This window comes from Mesobacillus sp. AQ2 (genome assembly GCF_030122805.1).
Taxonomy (GTDB): domain Bacteria; phylum Bacillota; class Bacilli; order Bacillales; family Cytobacillaceae; genus Mesobacillus; species Mesobacillus oceanisediminis_A.
Genome location: NZ_CP126080.1, coordinates 3,507,444 through 3,525,412, shown reverse-complemented (window position 1 = coordinate 3,525,412; position 17,969 = coordinate 3,507,444). Strand labels below are relative to the sequence as shown.

13 protein-coding genes, 1 tRNA gene and 1 other annotated feature are annotated in these 17,969 nt (G+C 45.9%); all 14 genes read left to right on the top strand.

What is annotated here, in order from left to right; all coding sequences use genetic code 11:
• The first annotated feature begins 5 nt into the window (after positions 1-5).
• The 14 genes from QNH36_RS17815 (at position 6) to lonB (ending at position 17,866) form a co-directional block, all read left to right on the top strand.
• Positions 6-530, top strand: a complete 525-nt coding sequence (locus tag QNH36_RS17815; RefSeq protein WP_251541037.1) for a metallophosphoesterase — start codon at positions 6-8, stop codon at positions 528-530.
• 120 nt (positions 531-650) lie between these two features.
• Positions 651-727: transfer RNA gene (locus QNH36_RS17810), tRNA-Arg, on the top strand.
• A gap of 327 nt (positions 728-1,054) precedes the next feature.
• Positions 1,055-1,957 carry a branched-chain-amino-acid transaminase gene (gene ilvE / locus QNH36_RS17805; RefSeq protein ID WP_251541034.1) on the top strand — a complete coding sequence of 301 codons (903 nt, stop codon included), beginning with the start codon at positions 1,055-1,057 and terminating at the stop codon, positions 1,955-1,957.
• A gap of 74 nt (positions 1,958-2,031) precedes the next feature.
• Positions 2,032-2,268: a binding site (T-box leader), on the top strand.
• Positions 2,269-2,353: 85 nt separating this feature from the next.
• Positions 2,354-4,069 (top strand): acetolactate synthase large subunit, encoded by a 1,716-nt coding sequence (gene ilvB / locus QNH36_RS17800; protein WP_144477635.1) that lies wholly within the window; start codon positions 2,354-2,356, stop codon positions 4,067-4,069.
• Positions 4,066-4,581 (top strand): acetolactate synthase small subunit, encoded by a 516-nt coding sequence (ilvN, locus tag QNH36_RS17795; RefSeq protein ID WP_144477637.1) that lies wholly within the window; start codon positions 4,066-4,068, stop codon positions 4,579-4,581. The genes ilvB and ilvN overlap by 4 nt, the downstream gene beginning before the upstream one ends.
• A 38-nt stretch (positions 4,582-4,619) precedes the next feature.
• Positions 4,620-5,642 carry a ketol-acid reductoisomerase gene (gene ilvC, locus QNH36_RS17790; RefSeq protein WP_144477639.1) on the top strand — a complete coding sequence of 341 codons (1,023 nt, stop codon included), beginning with the start codon at positions 4,620-4,622 and terminating at the stop codon, positions 5,640-5,642.
• On the top strand, positions 5,629-7,167 hold the full coding sequence (locus QNH36_RS17785; protein ID WP_283903905.1) for a 2-isopropylmalate synthase: 1,539 nt from the start codon (positions 5,629-5,631) through the stop codon (positions 7,165-7,167). Before ilvC ends, QNH36_RS17785 begins: the two co-directional genes overlap by 14 nt.
• 33 nt (positions 7,168-7,200) lie before the next feature.
• On the top strand, positions 7,201-8,313 hold the full coding sequence (gene leuB / locus QNH36_RS17780; RefSeq protein WP_144477643.1) for a 3-isopropylmalate dehydrogenase: 1,113 nt from the start codon (positions 7,201-7,203) through the stop codon (positions 8,311-8,313).
• Between the two features lie 73 nt (positions 8,314-8,386).
• On the top strand, positions 8,387-9,796 hold the full coding sequence (gene leuC / locus QNH36_RS17775) for a 3-isopropylmalate dehydratase large subunit (RefSeq protein WP_144477645.1): 1,410 nt from the start codon (positions 8,387-8,389) through the stop codon (positions 9,794-9,796).
• Between the two features lie 209 nt (positions 9,797-10,005).
• Positions 10,006-10,602 (top strand): 3-isopropylmalate dehydratase small subunit, encoded by a 597-nt coding sequence (gene leuD / locus QNH36_RS17770; RefSeq protein WP_283903904.1) that lies wholly within the window; start codon positions 10,006-10,008, stop codon positions 10,600-10,602.
• 155 nt (positions 10,603-10,757) lie between these two features.
• Entirely contained in the window at positions 10,758-11,780 is a 1,023-nt protein-coding gene (locus tag QNH36_RS17765; RefSeq protein WP_283903903.1) for a tetratricopeptide repeat protein, read from the top strand.
• 157 nt (positions 11,781-11,937) lie between these two features.
• On the top strand, positions 11,938-13,227 hold the full coding sequence (gene tig, locus QNH36_RS17760) for a trigger factor (RefSeq protein ID WP_144477651.1): 1,290 nt from the start codon (positions 11,938-11,940) through the stop codon (positions 13,225-13,227).
• A 597-nt stretch (positions 13,228-13,824) separates the two neighbouring features.
• Entirely contained in the window at positions 13,825-15,090 is a 1,266-nt protein-coding gene (clpX, locus tag QNH36_RS17755; protein ID WP_144477655.1) for an ATP-dependent protease ATP-binding subunit ClpX, read from the top strand.
• A 1,108-nt stretch (positions 15,091-16,198) separates the two neighbouring features.
• Entirely contained in the window at positions 16,199-17,866 is a 1,668-nt protein-coding gene (lonB, locus tag QNH36_RS17750; protein WP_144477659.1) for an ATP-dependent protease LonB, read from the top strand.
• Positions 17,867-17,969: the final 103 nt, after the last annotated feature.

The following is a 17,969-nucleotide window of genomic DNA, read 5'->3' as shown; positions in this document are numbered from 1 at the left end:
ACGATATGAGTAAAGTGCTGATTGTCAGTGACAGCCATGGGTCAACAGAGGTGCTGGAAGGAATCGAAAGAGAGCACGGAAGGGATGTAGACCTGATGATTCACTGCGGTGATTCGGAGCTTTCCGAGAAGGATCCTGCCATTATGAATTTCAGGTCAGTCAAAGGGAATTGCGATTTTTACGGCAATTATCCTGACAATGAAGTCCACGACTTAAGCGGCCTGAAAATTCTTGTGACACACGGGCATTTATACTCAGTGAAATCCACACTCGTGAACCTGTACTATAAGGCCAAAGAAGCAGAGGCAGATATTGTTTGTTTTGGACACTCGCATATTCTCGGTGCTGAAATGGTCGATGATGTGCTTTTCATCAACCCGGGAAGCATCAGACTTCCTCGCGGCAGAATTGAAAAGACCTATGTGATCCTCGAGCTGGACAGTAATAAAGTCTTATTAAGGATCTTTGACTATGGTAACGGAGAATTATCCGACTTAAGGCAGGAGTTTACACTTCACAAAAAAGACTGATACTACTATAATAGTTTTCTGAGGGGAATCAATCTTTCCCCTCGGAAAAAAGTTTAGGTTTCATATTGACATTTTGTTATTAGCCTAATATAATAAATCTTGTCTTTAAAAAACAACTATGTCCCAGTAGCTCAGCCGGATAGAGCATACGCCTTCTAAGCGTACGGTCGGGAGTTCGAATCTCTCCTGGGACGCCATTTAAACTACATACCTTAACTCACCTTCATGGAAGGTGAGTTTTTTTTATGCTCAGGAACCCTAAAGAGAAAAAAAATTAAAAAATTATAAATGTGAATATATCAACAATGTAAGCGTATACAGATTGGTCAACAAGTCAAAATTATCAAATAATTTAGAAAAAGGGTGTTGACGAGGCTGATAAATGGGCGTAAGATAATCCTCAAATATAAAAATACAAGTTTCACCAATGCAGTTTTTGCAACAGCCCATTGTGTAAAATTGTATTTTTTTTAAACCTAATTTTATTCATTTAAAGCGTCTATTCATTAAAGGAGTGTTGTGTTGTGCCCGAGCAGTGGATCTACTTAAACGGGGAATTCGTCACCAAGGAAAATGCTAAGATTTCGGTATATGATCATGGATTTTTATACGGAGACGGTATTTTTGAAGGGATACGGGTATACAGCGGCAATATTTTCAGGATGGAAGAACATATGGACCGTCTTTACCGGTCAGCTAAATCCATCATGCTGAATATGCCACACTCTAAAGAGGAGTTCACTGATCTTGTAGTAGAGACAGTAGAACGGAACCGATTAAGAGATGCCTATATCCGGGTGGTCGTGTCACGGGGTGTTGGTGACCTGGGACTGGATCCGTATAAGTGCCCTAATGCGAATGTCGTTATCATTGTGGAGCCGCTGTCCATCTTCCCGAAGGAATTGTATGAGAGCGGACTTGAGATTGTTACGGTGGCGACTAGAAGAAACCGTCCTGATGTTTTAAGCCCGAAAGTGAAGTCACTGAATTATTTAAATAATGTCCTCGTAAAGATTGAGGCGCATCTGGCCAATGTGAGCGAGGCTCTGATGCTGAATGACCAGGGCTATGTTGCCGAGGGGTCCGCGGATAATATTTTTATCGTAAGAGGCAACACTTTCCTTACCCCGCCTAGTTATGTAGGGGCCCTTGAAGGAATCACAAGGAGCGCGGTGATTGAAATTGCTTCTAAACTAGGATACGAGGTGAAGGAAGAACCGTTTACCCGCCATGATGTTTACACGGCAGATGAAGTGTTCCTTACCGGAACTGCAGCCGAAGTGATCGCCGTTGTCAAAGTGGATGGAAGAGTCATCGGCGATGGGATGCCAGGCGAGCATACCCAAAACATCCTGAAGGAATTCAGGGCTACTGTTGTAGCCGATGGCATCCAGGTCTATCCGGAGACAGCCCATCAAGTCAGTTAAATATAGTTTTATGTCAAGCTTAGTTGATTATGTTGCAAACAACATCAACCTATCTGGGTTTTTAATCGAATATAGATAAAGCGAAGACAGGGACAAGTAATTCAATGCGATCAGCATGCACAGAGAGCCGGGTTAGCTGGAAGCCGGTGATGCCGTATTGAATGAACTCACCCTGGAGCGCCAGTTTGAAAGGATACTAGTAAAACTGGTCGAGTGCAACGCACTTGTTATCAAAATCACGAGCGCACGCGTTAAGCGTGAAGAAGGGTGGTACCGTGGAACAAGGAGATAAAGCCTATTCCATCCCTTTGCCTGGGAAACCTTAGGCATATGGAGATGGATGGGCTTTTTTATTTTGAAAAAATACAGTGAATCCAAATATGGGAGGTTCGATAAATGGAAGCTGCCTTGAAGGAAACAAAGGCTAAAACGAGTAAAGTGAGCGGCGCAGATTTGCTGCTAAAGGCTCTGGAAAAGGAAAACGTCGAAGTCATTTTCGGCTACCCAGGAGGAGCTGTCCTCCCGATTTACGACAAACTCTATGATTCTAAGATCCTTCATGTGCTGCCAAGGCATGAACAGGGAGGAATCCATGCGGCTGAAGGATATGCGCGGATCAGCGGGAAACCGGGTGTGGTCATCGCAACTTCTGGACCGGGCGCGACCAACATCATCACCGGCATTGCCGATGCGATGATGGATTCGCTGCCGCTGGTCGTTTTCACCGGCCAGGTGGCGACAGGGGTCATCGGTACAGATGCCTTCCAGGAAGCTGACATTCTGGGAATCACCACCCCAATCACGAAGTATAACTATCAGGTCAGGGAGATCAAAGACATCCCACGGATCATCAAGGAAGCTTTTTATATTGCGACAAGCGGCAGGCCTGGTCCGGTGGTCATCGATTTTCCAAAGGACCTTGCGTCGGGAATACTGGCAGAACCGGAGTCGGCAGATCAGGAAATTTATTTACCAGGTTATCAGCCGACAACGGAGCCGAATTTCCTGCAAGTCAGAAAGCTGTCAGAAGCAGTCAGCAAGGCAAAAAGACCAGTCATCCTCGCTGGAGCTGGCATCCTTCATTCAAAGGCATCAAATCTATTAAAAGAATACGCTGAACAGCAGAACATTCCGGTGGTCCACACACTGCTGGGCTTGGGTGGATTTCCCGCAGGACATAAACAGTTTATGGGGATGGCGGGGATGCATGGCTGCTATACGGCCAACATGGCTCTCTATCATTGTGACTTGCTGATCAATATCGGGGCACGCTTTGATGACCGGCTGACAGGCAACCTGCAGCACTTTGCGCCAAAAGCAACTGTCGCCCATATTGATATAGACCCTGCGGAAATCGGGAAGAACGTGCCTACGAAGATTCCGGTTGTAGGAGATGCCAGGGAAGCTTTAAAACAGCTGCTCAAGCTCGAAGGGAAACCTCCGCAGCAGCAAGAATGGATTGAAACTCTGGAGTCCTGGAAAAATGAATTTCCTTTTCATTACGAAGACAATGAAATTCTAAAACCGCAAAAGGTCATGGAACTGCTATATGAAAAAACAGCAGGCGAAGCGATTGTCGTTACCGATGTCGGTCAGCATCAAATGTGGGCTGCTCAATACTATCAGTTCAAAACAGCTGATCGATGGGTCACCTCAGGAGGGCTCGGAACAATGGGATTTGGTCTTCCAGCCAGTATAGGCGCACAGCTGGCAGACCCGCAGGCTTGCGTAGTCGCCGTTCTCGGTGATGGCGGTTTCCAGATGTCAACCCAGGAGCTGGCTGTGATTGCCGAATTCCAGCTGCCGATCAAGATTGCGATTTTCAATAACAAGGCACTTGGGATGGTAAGGCAATGGCAGGAGATTTTCTACCAGGAAAGGTATTCTCACAGCAAAAATCCGATACAGCCATCCTTCGTAAAACTGGCTGAAGCATATGGCATCAAAGGGTTTGAAATCCACTCCGAAGCTGAAGCGCATGCCATCCTGGATGAAGTGCTCAATGACAATGAACCGGTGCTGCTCGATTTCAGGGTCGATGGAGCTGAAAATGTATATCCAATGATTGCCCCAGGAAAAGGAATCCACGAAATGGTGGGAGTGAGGAAATGAAGCGAATCATAACGATGACGGTCCTGAACCGGCCCGGAGTCTTGAACAGGATCACCAATCTTTTTACAAAACGAAATTACAATATTGAAAGCATTTCGGTTGGTCTTACAGAGCAGGAAGGAGTCTCCCGGATGACCTGTGTTGTCCATGTGGAGAATGACGGGATGGTTGAGCAGATCACGAAGCAGTTGAACAAGCAGATCGATGTGCTGAAGGTGGCGGATATCAGCGACCAGGCGATAGTCGCCCGTGAGCTGGTTCTTGTGAAAGTGCCGGTCCTTCCCCAGAATCGGGCAGAAATCTACTCCATCATAGAACCATTCCGGGCATCGGTGATTGATGTGAGTAAGGATAGCATCATCATCCAATTGACAGGTGAAACGGAAAAAATCGAGGCATTTATCGATCTGATCAAACCATATGGAATCAGGGAGCTGGCCCGGACTGGAACGACTGCATTCCCGCGGGGGAACCAGCGGACCAGCCAGCAAAAAACATTTTCTTTTGTCTGATCAAAAACCAATTTTTTAAATAGAAAGGGAGAGAGAATATGGCGAAAATGTACTATAACGGTGATGCAAATGAGGCTTATTTCAACGGAAAGAGGGTTGCGGTTGTCGGTTATGGCTCACAGGGACATGCGCACGCACAGAATCTCCGCGACAGCGGCGTTGAGGTTGTTGTTGGCTTAAGATCAGGAAAGTCATGGGAAAAGGCTGTTGAAGATGGCTTTGAGGTCAAGACAGTGGCTGAAGCAGTTGCCTCATCAGATGTGGTCATGGTACTGCTGCCGGATGAGCGGCAGACAGCAGTATACAAAAATGAAATTGAACCCCAGCTTTCAAATCAGGCTTTGATGTTTGCCCACGGATTTAATGTCCATTTTAACCAGATCGTTCCGCCGGAAACTTGTGATGTATTGCTGGTCGCTCCAAAAGGGCCGGGACATCTTGTCAGAAGGACATACGAAGAGGGGGCAGGCGTTCCAGCGCTTTTCGCCATCCATCAGGATGTATCGGGAGAAGCAAGGGAACTAGCGCTCGCTTATGCAAAAGCAATTGGAGCATTAAGGGCCGGAGCATTGGAAACAACCTTCAAGGAGGAAACGGAAACAGATCTATTCGGGGAGCAGGCTGTGCTTTGCGGCGGGTTGACTTCACTCGTTAAATCGGGCTTTGAAACACTTGTCGAAGCAGGATACCAGCCGGAGCTGGCATATTTTGAAACGATGCATGAACTGAAGCTGATCGTTGATTTGATGTATGAAGGCGGATTGGAAGGAATGCGCTATTCCATTTCTGACACGGCACAATGGGGCGATTTTGTCAGCGGGCCAAGGGTTGTAAATGATCAGGTGAAAGCGGAAATGAAAAAAGTTTTGACAGACATCCAGGAAGGAACCTTTGCAAAAGGCTGGATTGAAGAAAACGAAAACAACAGACCGGTCTTCAATGCGATCAATGAAAAAGAAAACAGCCACCAGATTGAAGAGGTGGGAAGAGAACTAAGAAAGATGATGCCGTTTGTCAACAAACAAAAGCAGAGAGAAGTGGCTGCCAGTGCGAAAAATTAAAATTTTTGATACGACATTGCGTGATGGGGAGCAGTCAGCCGGGGTCAATTTGAATTTCACGGAAAAACTAGAGATTGCCAGACAGCTTGAGCGGCTGAATGTCGATATCATTGAAGCCGGGTTTCCGGCCGCTTCCAAAGGGGATTTTGCCTCAGTTGCGGAAATTGCCCGTGAGATCAAAGGCTGTTCGGTGACAGGGCTCGCGCGCTCGGTTATAACGGATATTGACTCTGCGTGGGAAGCCTTGAGGCATGGTGCAGAACCAAGATTGCATCTTTTTATCGCAACTTCGCCTATTCATAGGGTCCACAAGCTGAAGCAGACCAAAGAAGAAGTGATCGAAACAGCGGTAAGAACGGTGAAATATGCGGCAGCCAAATTCCCGGTCATTCAATGGTCTGCTGAGGATGCTTGCCGGACTGAGCTTGATTTCCTGGCTGAGATTGTTGAAGAGGTGATCAGGGCAGGTGCAAATGTGATCAACATTCCAGATACTGTTGGATATATCTCTCCGCAGGAATATGGACAGATTTTTACTTACTTGCAGGAACATGTTCCTTCTATTAGTAAGGTCGAACTTTCAGCGCATTGTCATGATGACCTTGGGATGTCAATCGCCAACTCCCTTGCCGCTGTATCTGCGGGTGCTTCACAGGTGGAAGGAACCATTAACGGAATTGGCGAGCGGGCCGGGAATGCAGCACTCGAGGAATTCGCTGTTGCCCTCCATATCCGCAAAGATTTTTACGAGGCGGAAACAAGGATGAACCTCAAGGAAATCAGCAGAACAAGCAGCCTTGTCAGCAAGCTCACGGGTATGGCGGTTCCGGCGAACAAAGCGGTGGTCGGCCGGAATGCCTTCGCGCATGAGTCGGGAATCCACCAGGACGGAGTGCTGAAAGAGAAAACGACTTATGAAATCATTTCTCCAGAGCTGGTCGGCCTTCAGAAAAACTCGATGGTACTCGGAAAGCACTCCGGACGACATGCATTCCGAAACAGATTAAATGAAATTGGGCTATCTGTTCCAGAACACGAGATCAATCACTTATTCTCTGTATTCAAGGAGCTGGCAGACCGGAAAAAGGAAATGACTGATGATGACCTTGCAGCCATCATCCTCGAAGAGAAGCTGTCTAAAGAACAGCAGTATTACCGGCTCGATTCCATTCAGGTACAGTACGGGACCAACCAGGTACCTACTGCGACGGTCACCCTGTCTGGCTGTCAGAATGAAAAAATCCAGGAAGCTTCAACAGGCTCCGGAAGTATCGAAGCTTTATATAATACGCTTGAAAAATGCATGGAAGAAACAGCGAGCTTGTTAGATTACAGGATCCAGTCAGTCGGGGCGGGCAGGGATGCTCTTGCGCAGGTTTACGTGAAACTGGATTTCGGGGGAATCGAGACAAGCGGAAGAGGCCTCGCACAGGATGTGCTTGAAGCTTCTGCGAAGGCGTATCTCAATGCTGTCAACAGAGTCCTTTATATGGAAGAAACAAAGAAGGTTGCCGTTAACGGCTGATCAACAACTACTAAAAAAGTGGAGGCGAGTGTAATGGAAAAAAGGATCGCAATCCTGCCAGGAGATGGCGTAGGTAAAGAAGTAAGCAAGGGGGCGGTCACGATCCTCCAGGCAGTAGCCGAGCTTTTCGGGCACAAATTCCATTGTGTGTATGGAGAAATTGGCGGCGCAGCCATCGATGAGTATGGAACCCCGCTTCCGGAGCACACCCTGGATCTTTGTAAAACCAGCGATGCTGTTCTTTTAGGGGCAGTAGGCGGACCGAAATGGGATGGGATGCCCGGGCATCTGCGTCCTGAAAAAGGGTTGTTGAAAATCAGGAAAGAGCTTGGATTGTACGGGAATGTCCGGCCAGTCCAATATTACTCCAGTATTTCCGGTGTATCTCCGCTTCGCGAGGAAGTCGTCGAGGGTGCTGATATGGTCGTAGTCAGGGAACTGACAGGCGGGCTTTACTTCGGGAAACCGAGTGAGCGGACAGTCCAAAAAGGTGAAGCTTCTGTAGTAGATACTTTGTTTTACCAGAAAAAAGAGATGGAGAGAGTCATTCGCTACGCGTTCGAGCTGGCCGCAACGCGCAAAAGCAAGGTCACTTCAGTGGATAAGGCCAATGTCCTGGAATCAAGCCGAATGTGGAGGGAAACAGCTGAAGAAATCGCGAGAGAGTTCCCGGATGTGCAGCTTGACCATATGCTCGTGGATAACGCAGCAATGCAGCTGATCAAAAATCCTCGGCAGTTCGATGTAATTGTAACAGAAAACATGTTTGGAGATATTTTAAGTGATGAAGCCTCGGTGCTGACCGGATCGCTTGGCATGCTGCCGTCAGCCAGCGTTTCAGTCCAGGGACCATATTTATATGAGCCGATCCATGGTTCAGCACCAGATATCGCCGGAATGAATGCTGCCAACCCAATCGCGATGATCCTTTCAGCTGCGATGATGCTGAGAATGTCTTTTGGGCTGGATGAGGAAGCAGAAGCAGTCGAGAACGCCGTGAAGCAGGTTCTTGAATCAGGAAGCAGGACACGTGATATCGCTGTAATGGGAAGCTTCCCGGTCACAACTGAACAAATGGCCGAAGAAATCAAAGCTGCCCTTCTCGATAATGAAGCAATTTTCAATATCATGGGTGCTTATGCTTAAACCGGTGTTAATGATTCTAAGATCTTAACTGAGTATAAATCTATCTTATATACAAATGAAAGGGGAGGTTATTTTGGGAAAAACGATCATTGAAAAAATCTGGGAGAAGCACGTCGTCCATATGGAAGAGGGCAGGCCGGACCTATTATACATTGACTTGCATCTTGTCCATGAAGTGACCTCCCCGCAGGCTTTTTCAGGGCTGAGGATGAAAAATCGGACAGTAAGGAGGCCTGACCTGACATTTGCGACGATGGACCACAATGTTCCCACCCTTAATCGCCGGGAGATCAATGACCAGGTTGCCAGGAACCAGATGGACACATTAAGGAATAATTGCGAGGAGTTCGGAATTCCGCTCGCTGACCTTGACAGTCCGGAACAGGGAATCGTCCATGTCATCGGGCCTGAGCTCGGTTTGACGAAGCCAGGGATGACCATCGTCTGCGGAGACAGCCACACATCGACACACGGAGCCTTCGGTTCACTTGCCTTCGGGATAGGAACAAGTGAGGTTGAACATGTTCTTGCTACGCAAACGCTCTGGCAGACAAAACCGAAAACATTGAAAATCGAAGTTTCCGGCTCACTCGGGCCTGGAGTCAGCGCCAAAGATGTCATTCTGTTTATTATCGGTCAATATGGCGTCAAATTCGGTACAGGATATGTTATTGAATTTTGCGGCGATGTGATCAGGAATATGTCGATGGAAGAAAGGATGACGCTTTGCAATATGTCAATCGAGGGCGGGGCAAAAGCATCAATCGTTGCTCCTGATGAAAAGACTTTCGCCTACCTTAATGGAAGGAAGTATGCACCACAGGGAGATGCGTTTCTTGATCATATCCTTGAATGGCAGAAGCTTGCCTCTGATGAAGATGCGGAGCATGACGATGTGATTGAAGTTGATGGAAGAGAAATCGCACCGATGGTCAGCTGGGGAACGAACCCAGCGATGACGGCCCCGGTTACGGAAAGAGTGCCATATTTAGCAGAATGTGAAACGGATGCAGAAAAGAAATCCGTTCAAAGAGCCTTTGAATATATGGGACTTGAGGAAGGTCAGCTTATCAAAGATATCCACGTGACGAAAGTATTCATCGGTTCCTGTACGAATTCAAGGATCGAGGACCTCCGTGCTGCCGCCGAGATTGTCAAAGGGAAGAAGGTCGCTGCAGGAGTAAATGCGATTGTCGTACCAGGTTCCCAGCAGGTGAAAAAGGCAGCAGAAGAAGAAGGCATAGCCGCTATTTTTATCGAAGCAGGATTTGAGTGGAGGGAATCAGGCTGCAGCATGTGCCTCAGCATGAATGCTGATATCGTACCAGCCGGGGAGCATTGCGCCTCCACTTCAAACCGGAACTTTGAGGGAAGACAGGGTGCTGGAGCACGGACGCATCTAGTGAGCCCGGCTATGGCAGCTGCAGCTGCGCTTAACGGACACTTTGTTGATGTCAGGTCGATGGCTGGAGTAACGGTTTAGTGTTTATACCAAATAGTGACTGATGGCGCAATTAATGACCATGAGTATTGCAATTAACGGCACGAAAGACACTATTCTCGCTATCTTTTAATGCAAAGTCTTCCAGAAGAAAGAATAGCTTAAAAAATAGTCCGGAACTCTACGCAATTTCCGGCCGCTTCCTAAAAGTTAATTCGCAAGGAAAAATTTTACGATGAAAGGAGCCTGAAATGTCCAGTTTTAAAGAAATGACAGGAAAAGCTGCTGCAATGGACCGGACCAACGTAGATACAGACCAGATCATTCCGAAGCAATTCCTGAAAAGAATCGAGAAGACCGGGTTTGGTCAATATTTATTTTACGACTGGCGCTTCAAGCAAGATGGTGAACCAGATGAAAGGTTCGAACTCAACCACCCTGCCAGCCAGGGAGCATCGATTTTAATCGCCAACGAAAATTTTGGCTGTGGCTCCTCCAGGGAACACGCGCCATGGGCATTGCAGGATTATGGGTTCCGGGTGATCATTGCTCCATCATTCGCAGACATATTTAAGCAGAACTGCCTTAAAAATGGAATTCTCCCTGTGGTATTGTCTGAAAAGGAAGTAACCTGCCTGCTTGGAAAAGCAGCCGGGCAGGAGTATGAGATGACTGTTTCGCTTGAGCAGAAATGTGTTTATGATAATGAGGGTTTTAGGGCAGAATTTGAAATTCACCCTTACTGGTATAATATGCTACTGAACGGATGGGACGAAATCGAATTGACCCTCCAGCTCGAAGGAAGCATTAAGGAATATGAGGATGCGGTTGCGAAGATAGGATGCTAGTTTTGGCAACTAAACTTTATAGAAATTAGAAGATTCACAGGCTCTGCTTGTGAATCTTTTTGTTTTTTCCAGAAATCGTGCTACACTTTCTAAAAAGCTGAAGTGCAAAACGGATTACCAAATAGATATTTTTTTATAAGTAAGGCGGTATGTGTATGAAAAAACGGGATTCAAATAAGGATAATCTGATCCTGTTTCCCGGTCTGGGAAAGAGGCTTTTGGAAAAAGGCCTGGATTATTTAAAACAGCAAAAGTACAGGGAAGCCATTCAATGTCTGGAGCAAGCCCTGGAGCACGAACCTGAGAACAGCGATATATATGTAGGACTCATACTCGTCCATTATGAAACGGGCAACCTAAAGATGGCCAAGGAAATCGCGGCGGATATGCTAAAGAGCGGCCGAGGTGATTATATCCAGGTGATCGAAATGTATTTGATGATCCTCGTCCAGTTGAATGAGTACAGTGAAGTAGTTACTGCGATTGAAGCATTGCTCGAAGATCGGGAAATCCCTGTTGATAAGCATGAGCATTTTATGAAAATGCTTGAGTTTGGCCGAAAGATGAAAGATGGGACAGAAAAATATGAGACTGCTGAGATGGATGATGAACAACCAGAAGAACAGGAACTAGATCTGTTTGAATCGGAAGACATAAATAAGCAGGTTTTGGCTTTAGGAAGTCTCACCAATGTGAACATTCGTCCGTTCATCAAGGTTTTGAAAAAATTTGCAGGTTCAGAAGAGGGCCATCCCTTTATAAAAACCATGCTGGTCAATATATTGAGAGAACAAGAGTATTCAGAGGAAATTGGTGTAAGTAAATTCGACTGGAATGAATCTTTTACCCCCACTCATTTACCTGATGTGAAGGAGTACATTGAGGACAGCGGAGTGCTTCAGTTATTAGCCGATGAGATTGAAAATGATGATCCTGTATTGTATGAACAGGTGCAAAGCCTCGTTGAGCGGTATTTTTTTCTGGTTTATCCGTATAAAACTCCTGTCGGCAAGCCTGCTGCCTGGGCTGCTGCAGTTCATTTCACTGCCAACGAGTACTATGGATTTGATGATCCGCTTGAGGAGTTTGCTGATCTTTACGGCAGTCACCATGTTGAAGCAGCAAAGGTTCTTGAGTTTATCAGAGAGTTAGAAGAAATTTCTTACCCGATAATATAGTCCAAGCTGTTGAAACGAAATAAACCTGTGTTATAATGTAGTGGTTGTATTATGTAAAAATCATTCTATTTTACATTTAATCTGGAATATTGCTTGGTTAACAAGAGTATTCATCGTCGAATGAAAATGACAATAGATTATTGTTGGAGGGAACTGTATGTCTGCAAAGGTAGAAAAAAGAGAAGGGAACCAAACGGTTCTAACAATTGAAGTAGATGCAGAAAAGGTCAACCAGGGTCTTGACGCTGCATTCAAGAAAGTCGTTAAGCAAATTAACGTACCAGGATTCCGTAAAGGAAAAATGCCACGCCAAATGTTCGAAAAGCGTTTCGGCGTAGAATCTTTATATCAGGATGCAATTGATATCCTTCTTCCAGAAGCATATGCAAGTGCAATCGACGAAACTGGAATCGAGCCAGTTGACCGTCCTGAAATCGATGTAGAACAAATCGAGAAGGGCAAGAGCCTGATCTTCAAGGCAACTGTAACAGTTAAGCCGGAAGTGAAGCTTGGCGAATACAAAGGACTTGAAGTAGAAGCATTCGACACAAACGTTACAGATGAAGAAGTAGAGAACGAATTGAAAGCAATGCAAGAAAAGCAGGCTGAGCTTGTTGTTAAAGAAGAAGGCACAGCTGAAAATGGCGACAATGTTGTCATCGATTTCGAAGGATTCGTTGATGGCGAAGCTTTCGAAGGCGGCAAAGCTGAAAACTATGCACTTGAACTTGGTTCAGGTTCATTCATTCCAGGTTTCGAAGAACAACTAGTTGGAACAGCTACTGGCGAAGAAAAAGATGTAGAGGTTACTTTCCCAGAAGAGTACCATGCAGCTGAACTTGCTGGTAAGCCTGCAACTTTCAAAGTGAAAGTTCACGAAATCAAAGGAAAAGAACTTCCAGCTCTAGATGACGAGTTCGCTAAAGATGCTGACGAAGAAGTTGAAACTTTAGATGAGCTTAAAACAAAAATCAAAGATCGTCTTGCACACGACAAAGCGCACCAGAAAGAACATTTCGAGCGCGACACTGTTGTTGAAAAGGCAGCAGCTAATGCTGAAATCGAAGTTCCTGAAGCGATGATCGACACTGAAATCGACCGCATGGTGAACGAATTCGAACAGCGCCTGCAAATGCAAGGCATGAACCTTGACCTGTACTACCAGTTCTCAGGACAAGATGAAGCTGCTCTTCGCGAACAAATGAAAGAAGAAGCTGCTACACGCGTTCGTGTGAACCTGACTCTTGAAGCAATCGCAAAAGCTGAAAACATCGAAGTAACTGATGAAGAAGTAAATGCAGAGCTTGAAAAGATGTCTGAAATGTACAATATGACTGCTGACCAAATCCAGGCAGCACTAGGCGGAAGCCTTGAAGGAATCAAAGGCGATCTTCAACTGAAAAAAGCAGTTGATTTCCTTGTAGAAAACAGCAAAACTGTTGCATAATATTAGAAAAGCGTAAGCGCCTTGGTCAGCCCCGACAAGCACTGGAGGGCCGACCGGTGAAGTCGTTCTTTGACTTCATTGGGCGGACCGAAATCGAAAAGTATAGCCGACTGTCCAGAAACGCAGAAACTGGAGACTTCGACAAAGAAGCGCTTTTTGCTTCTGCCGCGGAGTTGAAGTTTCGGAGTTTCTAGGAGGCGACACTAGACAAGTGACTCGAGGGGCTAGGCGCTGAAGCTAGACATTTCTCAAAGTGAATTTTATACTTAGTATAAAAGATAGAAACAAGGCGCGAGTAAATCGTGCCTTGTTTTCTACCATTATCACCAATATACATACATAATTTTTTAGCAATTTCCTGTAAGCCGATTTAATGGCCGGATTTATGGTTAAGATGAGTTAGTACATATTTTTTTTTCGATTCATAAGCGCGAACCTGAAATAGCCGAGGGTTATTATTTCCTGTACCCTGGCAAAATATGATACAATGCAATACATACCTGCTACAATGCAGCAGAAAAACCGTCACTTAACTGTTCGTTTGCTTATGAATCGCAGCTTTATATATGTTTTAGAAGTTCTCAAGGGGTGAAGGCATTGTTCAAATTTAATGATGAAAAAGGACAGCTCAAATGTTCTTTCTGCGGCAAGACTCAGGATCAGGTCCGCAAGCTGGTAGCCGGTCCAGGTGTCTATATCTGTGACGAGTGTATTGAATTATGCACAGAAATCGTTGAAGAAGAACTTGGTACTGAAGAAGAAGTTGAGTTCAAGGATGTTCCGAAGCCACAGGAAATCCGTGATATCCTTAATGAGTATGTAATTGGCCAGGACCAGGCGAAGAAAAACCTTTCTGTAGCCGTTTACAACCACTATAAGCGTATCAACTCAAACAGCAAGATTGATGATGTTGAACTGTCAAAGAGTAATATTGCGATGATTGGGCCGACAGGTAGCGGAAAAACCTTACTTGCCCAAACATTGGCTCGTATTCTTAATGTTCCTTTCGCAATCGCGGATGCAACATCATTGACTGAAGCAGGATATGTCGGTGAAGACGTTGAAAATATCCTGTTGAAACTGATCCAATCAGCTGACTATGATGTGGAAAAAGCTGAAAAAGGAATCATTTATATCGATGAAATCGATAAAATCGCAAGAAAATCCGAAAACCCATCTATTACAAGAGATGTGTCCGGTGAAGGCGTGCAGCAGGCGCTCCTTAAAATTCTTGAGGGAACAGTTGCAAGCGTTCCGCCACAAGGTGGACGAAAGCATCCTCATCAGGAATTCATCCAGATTGATACAACGAATATCCTGTTCATTTGCGGCGGGGCATTTGATGGTATCGAACAAATTATCAAACGCCGCCTTGGCCAGAAAGTAATCGGCTTCGGCGGTTCTGATAAAAAAGAAGAAGACCTAGACAAGAAGGAATTGCTGTCAAAAGTGCTTCCTGAAGACTTGCTGAAGTTCGGTTTGATCCCTGAATTCATCGGCCGTCTTCCAGTGATTGCGAGCCTAACTCCGCTTGACGAAGAAGCACTGGTTGAAATCCTGACAAAGCCGAAGAACGCACTTGTGAAGCAATATCAGAAAATGCTTGAGCTGGACGATGTCGAGCTTGATTTTGAAGATGATGCTTTAATCGAGATTGCGAAAAAGGCAATCGAGCGCAAGACAGGAGCACGCGGACTGCGTTCCATTATTGAAGGCATCATGCTTGATGTCATGTTCGACCTTCCATCACGTGACGATATTGTTAAGTGCATCATCACGAAGGAAACAGTCGAGAACAACATGCCGCCAAAGCTAGTCCTAGAAGACGGTACAGTCCTGAAAGACGAAAGAAATTCAGCTTAATGCTTCCTAAATCCCGGTGAGTGCTCACCGGGATTTTTTAGTGTGAAAAATTCCGATTGCTGGAACGATCGGAGGTGAACTTCGGACAGGTTTGGTGGTAGAAGAGTAAAAGCTGTCCGAACTAGAGCCACCTTCGGACAGCTTGGATGGTGGAAGAGGAAAAGCTGTCAGAATCAGAGCCAACTTCGGACAGGTTTGGAATGAATAGAGGAAAAGCTGTCCGAACCAGAGCCACCTTCGGACAGCTTGGGTGGTGGAAGAGGAAAAGCTGTCAGAATCAGAGCCGACTTCGGACGGGTTTAGCGGTAGAAGAGGAAAAGCTGTCAGAATCAGAGGCAACTTCGGACAGGTTTAGCGGTGAAAGAGGAAAAACTGTCAGAATCAGAGGCAACTTCGGACAGGTTAAGTGTTAAGAGAGGAAAAGCTGTCAGAATCATGGCGAACTTCGGACAGGTTAAGTGTTAAGAGAGGAAAAGCTGTCAGAATCAGAGCCAACTTCGGACAGGTTTAGCGGTGGAAAGGGAAAAGCTGTCAGAATCAGAGCCGACTTCGGACAGGTTTAGTGGTAGAAGAGGAAAAGCTGTCCGAACTAGAGCCAACTTCGGACAGGTTTAGCGGTGAAAGAGGAAAAGCTGTCAGAATCAGAGGCAACTTCGGACAGGTTTAGTGGTAGAAGAGGAAAAGCTGTCCGAACTAGAGCCAACTTCGGACAGGTTTAGCGGTGAAAGAGGAAAAGCTGTCAGAATCAGAGGGAACTTCGGACAGGTTTAGCGGTGAAAGAGGAAAAGCTGTCAGAATCAGAGGCAACTTCGGACAGGTTTAGCGGTGAAAGAGGAAAAGCTGTCAGAATCAGAGCCAACTTCGGACAGGTTTAGCGGTGAAAGAGGAAAAGCTGTCCGAACTCGGGTCACCTTCGGACAGCTTGGGTGGTGGAAGAGGAAAAGCTGTCCGAACTACCTCAAACCCTCCCGGCAAAATGTCTACAATCCGCTATAAAACCCGGTCACTTCAGGCGGAAAAATTCACTTGAAAATATTGTTTATTCCAACACGCTCAGGGGGATACTAGGTGAAAGCGAATAGTATCAACTTACGGGAGGGAATGTATATTGAGTTGGACCGGAATCGCCTTATTTATACAGCTGTTTTTCGGTATCATCATTGGGCTGTATTTCTGGAATCTATTAAGGAATCAGAGGACGCAAAAGGTATCAATTGATCGGGAATCCCGAAAGGAAATGGAACAGTTAAGAAAGATGAGGTCGGTGTCACTGAGTGAGCCGCTTGCTGAAAAGGTCAGGCCTTCAAGCTTCAATGATATTGTCGGACAGGAAGATGGAATCAAGGCTTTGAAAGCAGCCTTGTGTGGTCCTAATCCGCAGCATGTCATCATTTACGGACCTCCTGGAGTAGGGAAAACAGCGGCAGCGAGACTGGTTTTGGAAGAGGCTAAGCAAAACCAAAAATCCCCCTTCAAAAAATCATCGGTATTCGTTGAACTGGATGCTACTACTGCCAGGTTCGATGAAAGAGGGATTGCAGATCCTTTAATCGGTTCGGTGCATGACCCGATCTATCAAGGAGCTGGAGCAATGGGACAGGCCGGTATCCCTCAGCCTAAGCAAGGGGCGGTCACCAATGCACACGGTGGAGTTTTATTCATCGATGAGATCGGTGAACTGCATCCAATCCAGATGAACAAGCTTTTAAAAGTACTGGAAGACAGGAAGGTATTTTTAGAGAGTGCGTATTATAATGAAGAAAACACGCAAATCCCGAGTCATATCCACGACATCTTCAAAAATGGGCTCCCGGCAGACTTCCGCCTTGTAGGCGCGACGACGAGAACTCCAAGCGAAATCCCTCCGGCAATTAGGTCAAGATGCATGGAAGTATTTTTCCGTGAGCTAACTCAAGAGGAAATTTCTGAAGTAGCGAGGAATGCAGCTGAAAAAGTACAGCTGTCGATGAGTGAAAAAGCGATTGAGATTTTGTCAAACTATGCACGGAATGGCCGTGAAGCAGTCAATATGGTGCAAATCGCCGCAGGGCTTGCCATAACAGATGACCGGACATACATCAAGGAAGAGGAAATTGAATGGGTCGTCCATTCAAGCCAGCTGACACCGAGGATGGAAAGAAAAATTAATGAAAAGTCAGCGGTTGGTCTGGTAAATGGCCTGGCTGTATATGGACCAAACACCGGCGCTCTTCTTGAAATCGAGGTAACGGTCATCAAGGCGAAGGAAAAAGGGTCCATAAATATCACCGGCATCGTAGATGAAGAAAGCATCGGCGGACAGGGAAAATCAATCCGCAGAAAAAGTATGGCGCGGGGTTCGATTGAAAATGTCATAACTGTCCTGAGGTCGATGGGCGTACCGGCAGATGAGTTTGACATCCATGTGAACTTCCCTGGCGGTACACCGATTGATGGGCCATCTGCCGGAATTGCCATGGCGACTGGAATTTATTCAGCCATCTATAAAATCCCAATGGACAATACCGTTGCGATGACTGGAGAAATCAGCATCCATGGAAATGTGAAGCCGATTGGCGGTGTCTATCCAAAAGTGAAGGCAGCGAAAAAAGCAGGCGCCACGAAGGTCATCATTCCAAAGGAAAATGTCCAGACCATCCTGAATGAGATCACGGGAATTGAAATCATTCCTGTTACCCATCTGGATGAGGTTTTTGAAATCGCTCTTTTAAAAGATCATCCGCGAGAGCAGATCATCAAGGCTGCGAGTGATCTAGCCCAAAAAGAGACTAGCTAATTGGATAATGTAAAAGAACGCGTGTCTGCGTTCTTTTTTTATGGAGCTTTTGTCTCATCATTTAAGTCTAGCAGCTAAATGTGTTTATTTTTGCCTGAAAAAG

What these genes read in the sequence shown, in the direction of transcription:
- QNH36_RS17815 (WP_251541037.1), top strand. Translation starts at nt 6, where the DNA reads ATGAGTAAAGTGCTGATTGTCAGTGACAGCCATGGGTCAACAGAGGTG.
- ilvB (WP_144477635.1), top strand. Translation starts at nt 2,354, where the DNA reads ATGGAAGCTGCCTTGAAGGAAACAAAGGCTAAAACGAGTAAAGTGAGC.
- ilvN (WP_144477637.1), top strand. Translation starts at nt 4,066, where the DNA reads ATGAAGCGAATCATAACGATGACGGTCCTGAACCGGCCCGGAGTCTTG.
- ilvC (WP_144477639.1), top strand. Translation starts at nt 4,620, where the DNA reads ATGGCGAAAATGTACTATAACGGTGATGCAAATGAGGCTTATTTCAAC.
- leuB (WP_144477643.1), top strand. Translation starts at nt 7,201, where the DNA reads ATGGAAAAAAGGATCGCAATCCTGCCAGGAGATGGCGTAGGTAAAGAA.
- leuD (WP_283903904.1), top strand. Translation starts at nt 10,006, where the DNA reads ATGTCCAGTTTTAAAGAAATGACAGGAAAAGCTGCTGCAATGGACCGG.
- QNH36_RS17765 (WP_283903903.1), top strand. Translation starts at nt 10,758, where the DNA reads ATGAAAAAACGGGATTCAAATAAGGATAATCTGATCCTGTTTCCCGGT.
- tig (WP_144477651.1), top strand. Translation starts at nt 11,938, where the DNA reads ATGTCTGCAAAGGTAGAAAAAAGAGAAGGGAACCAAACGGTTCTAACA.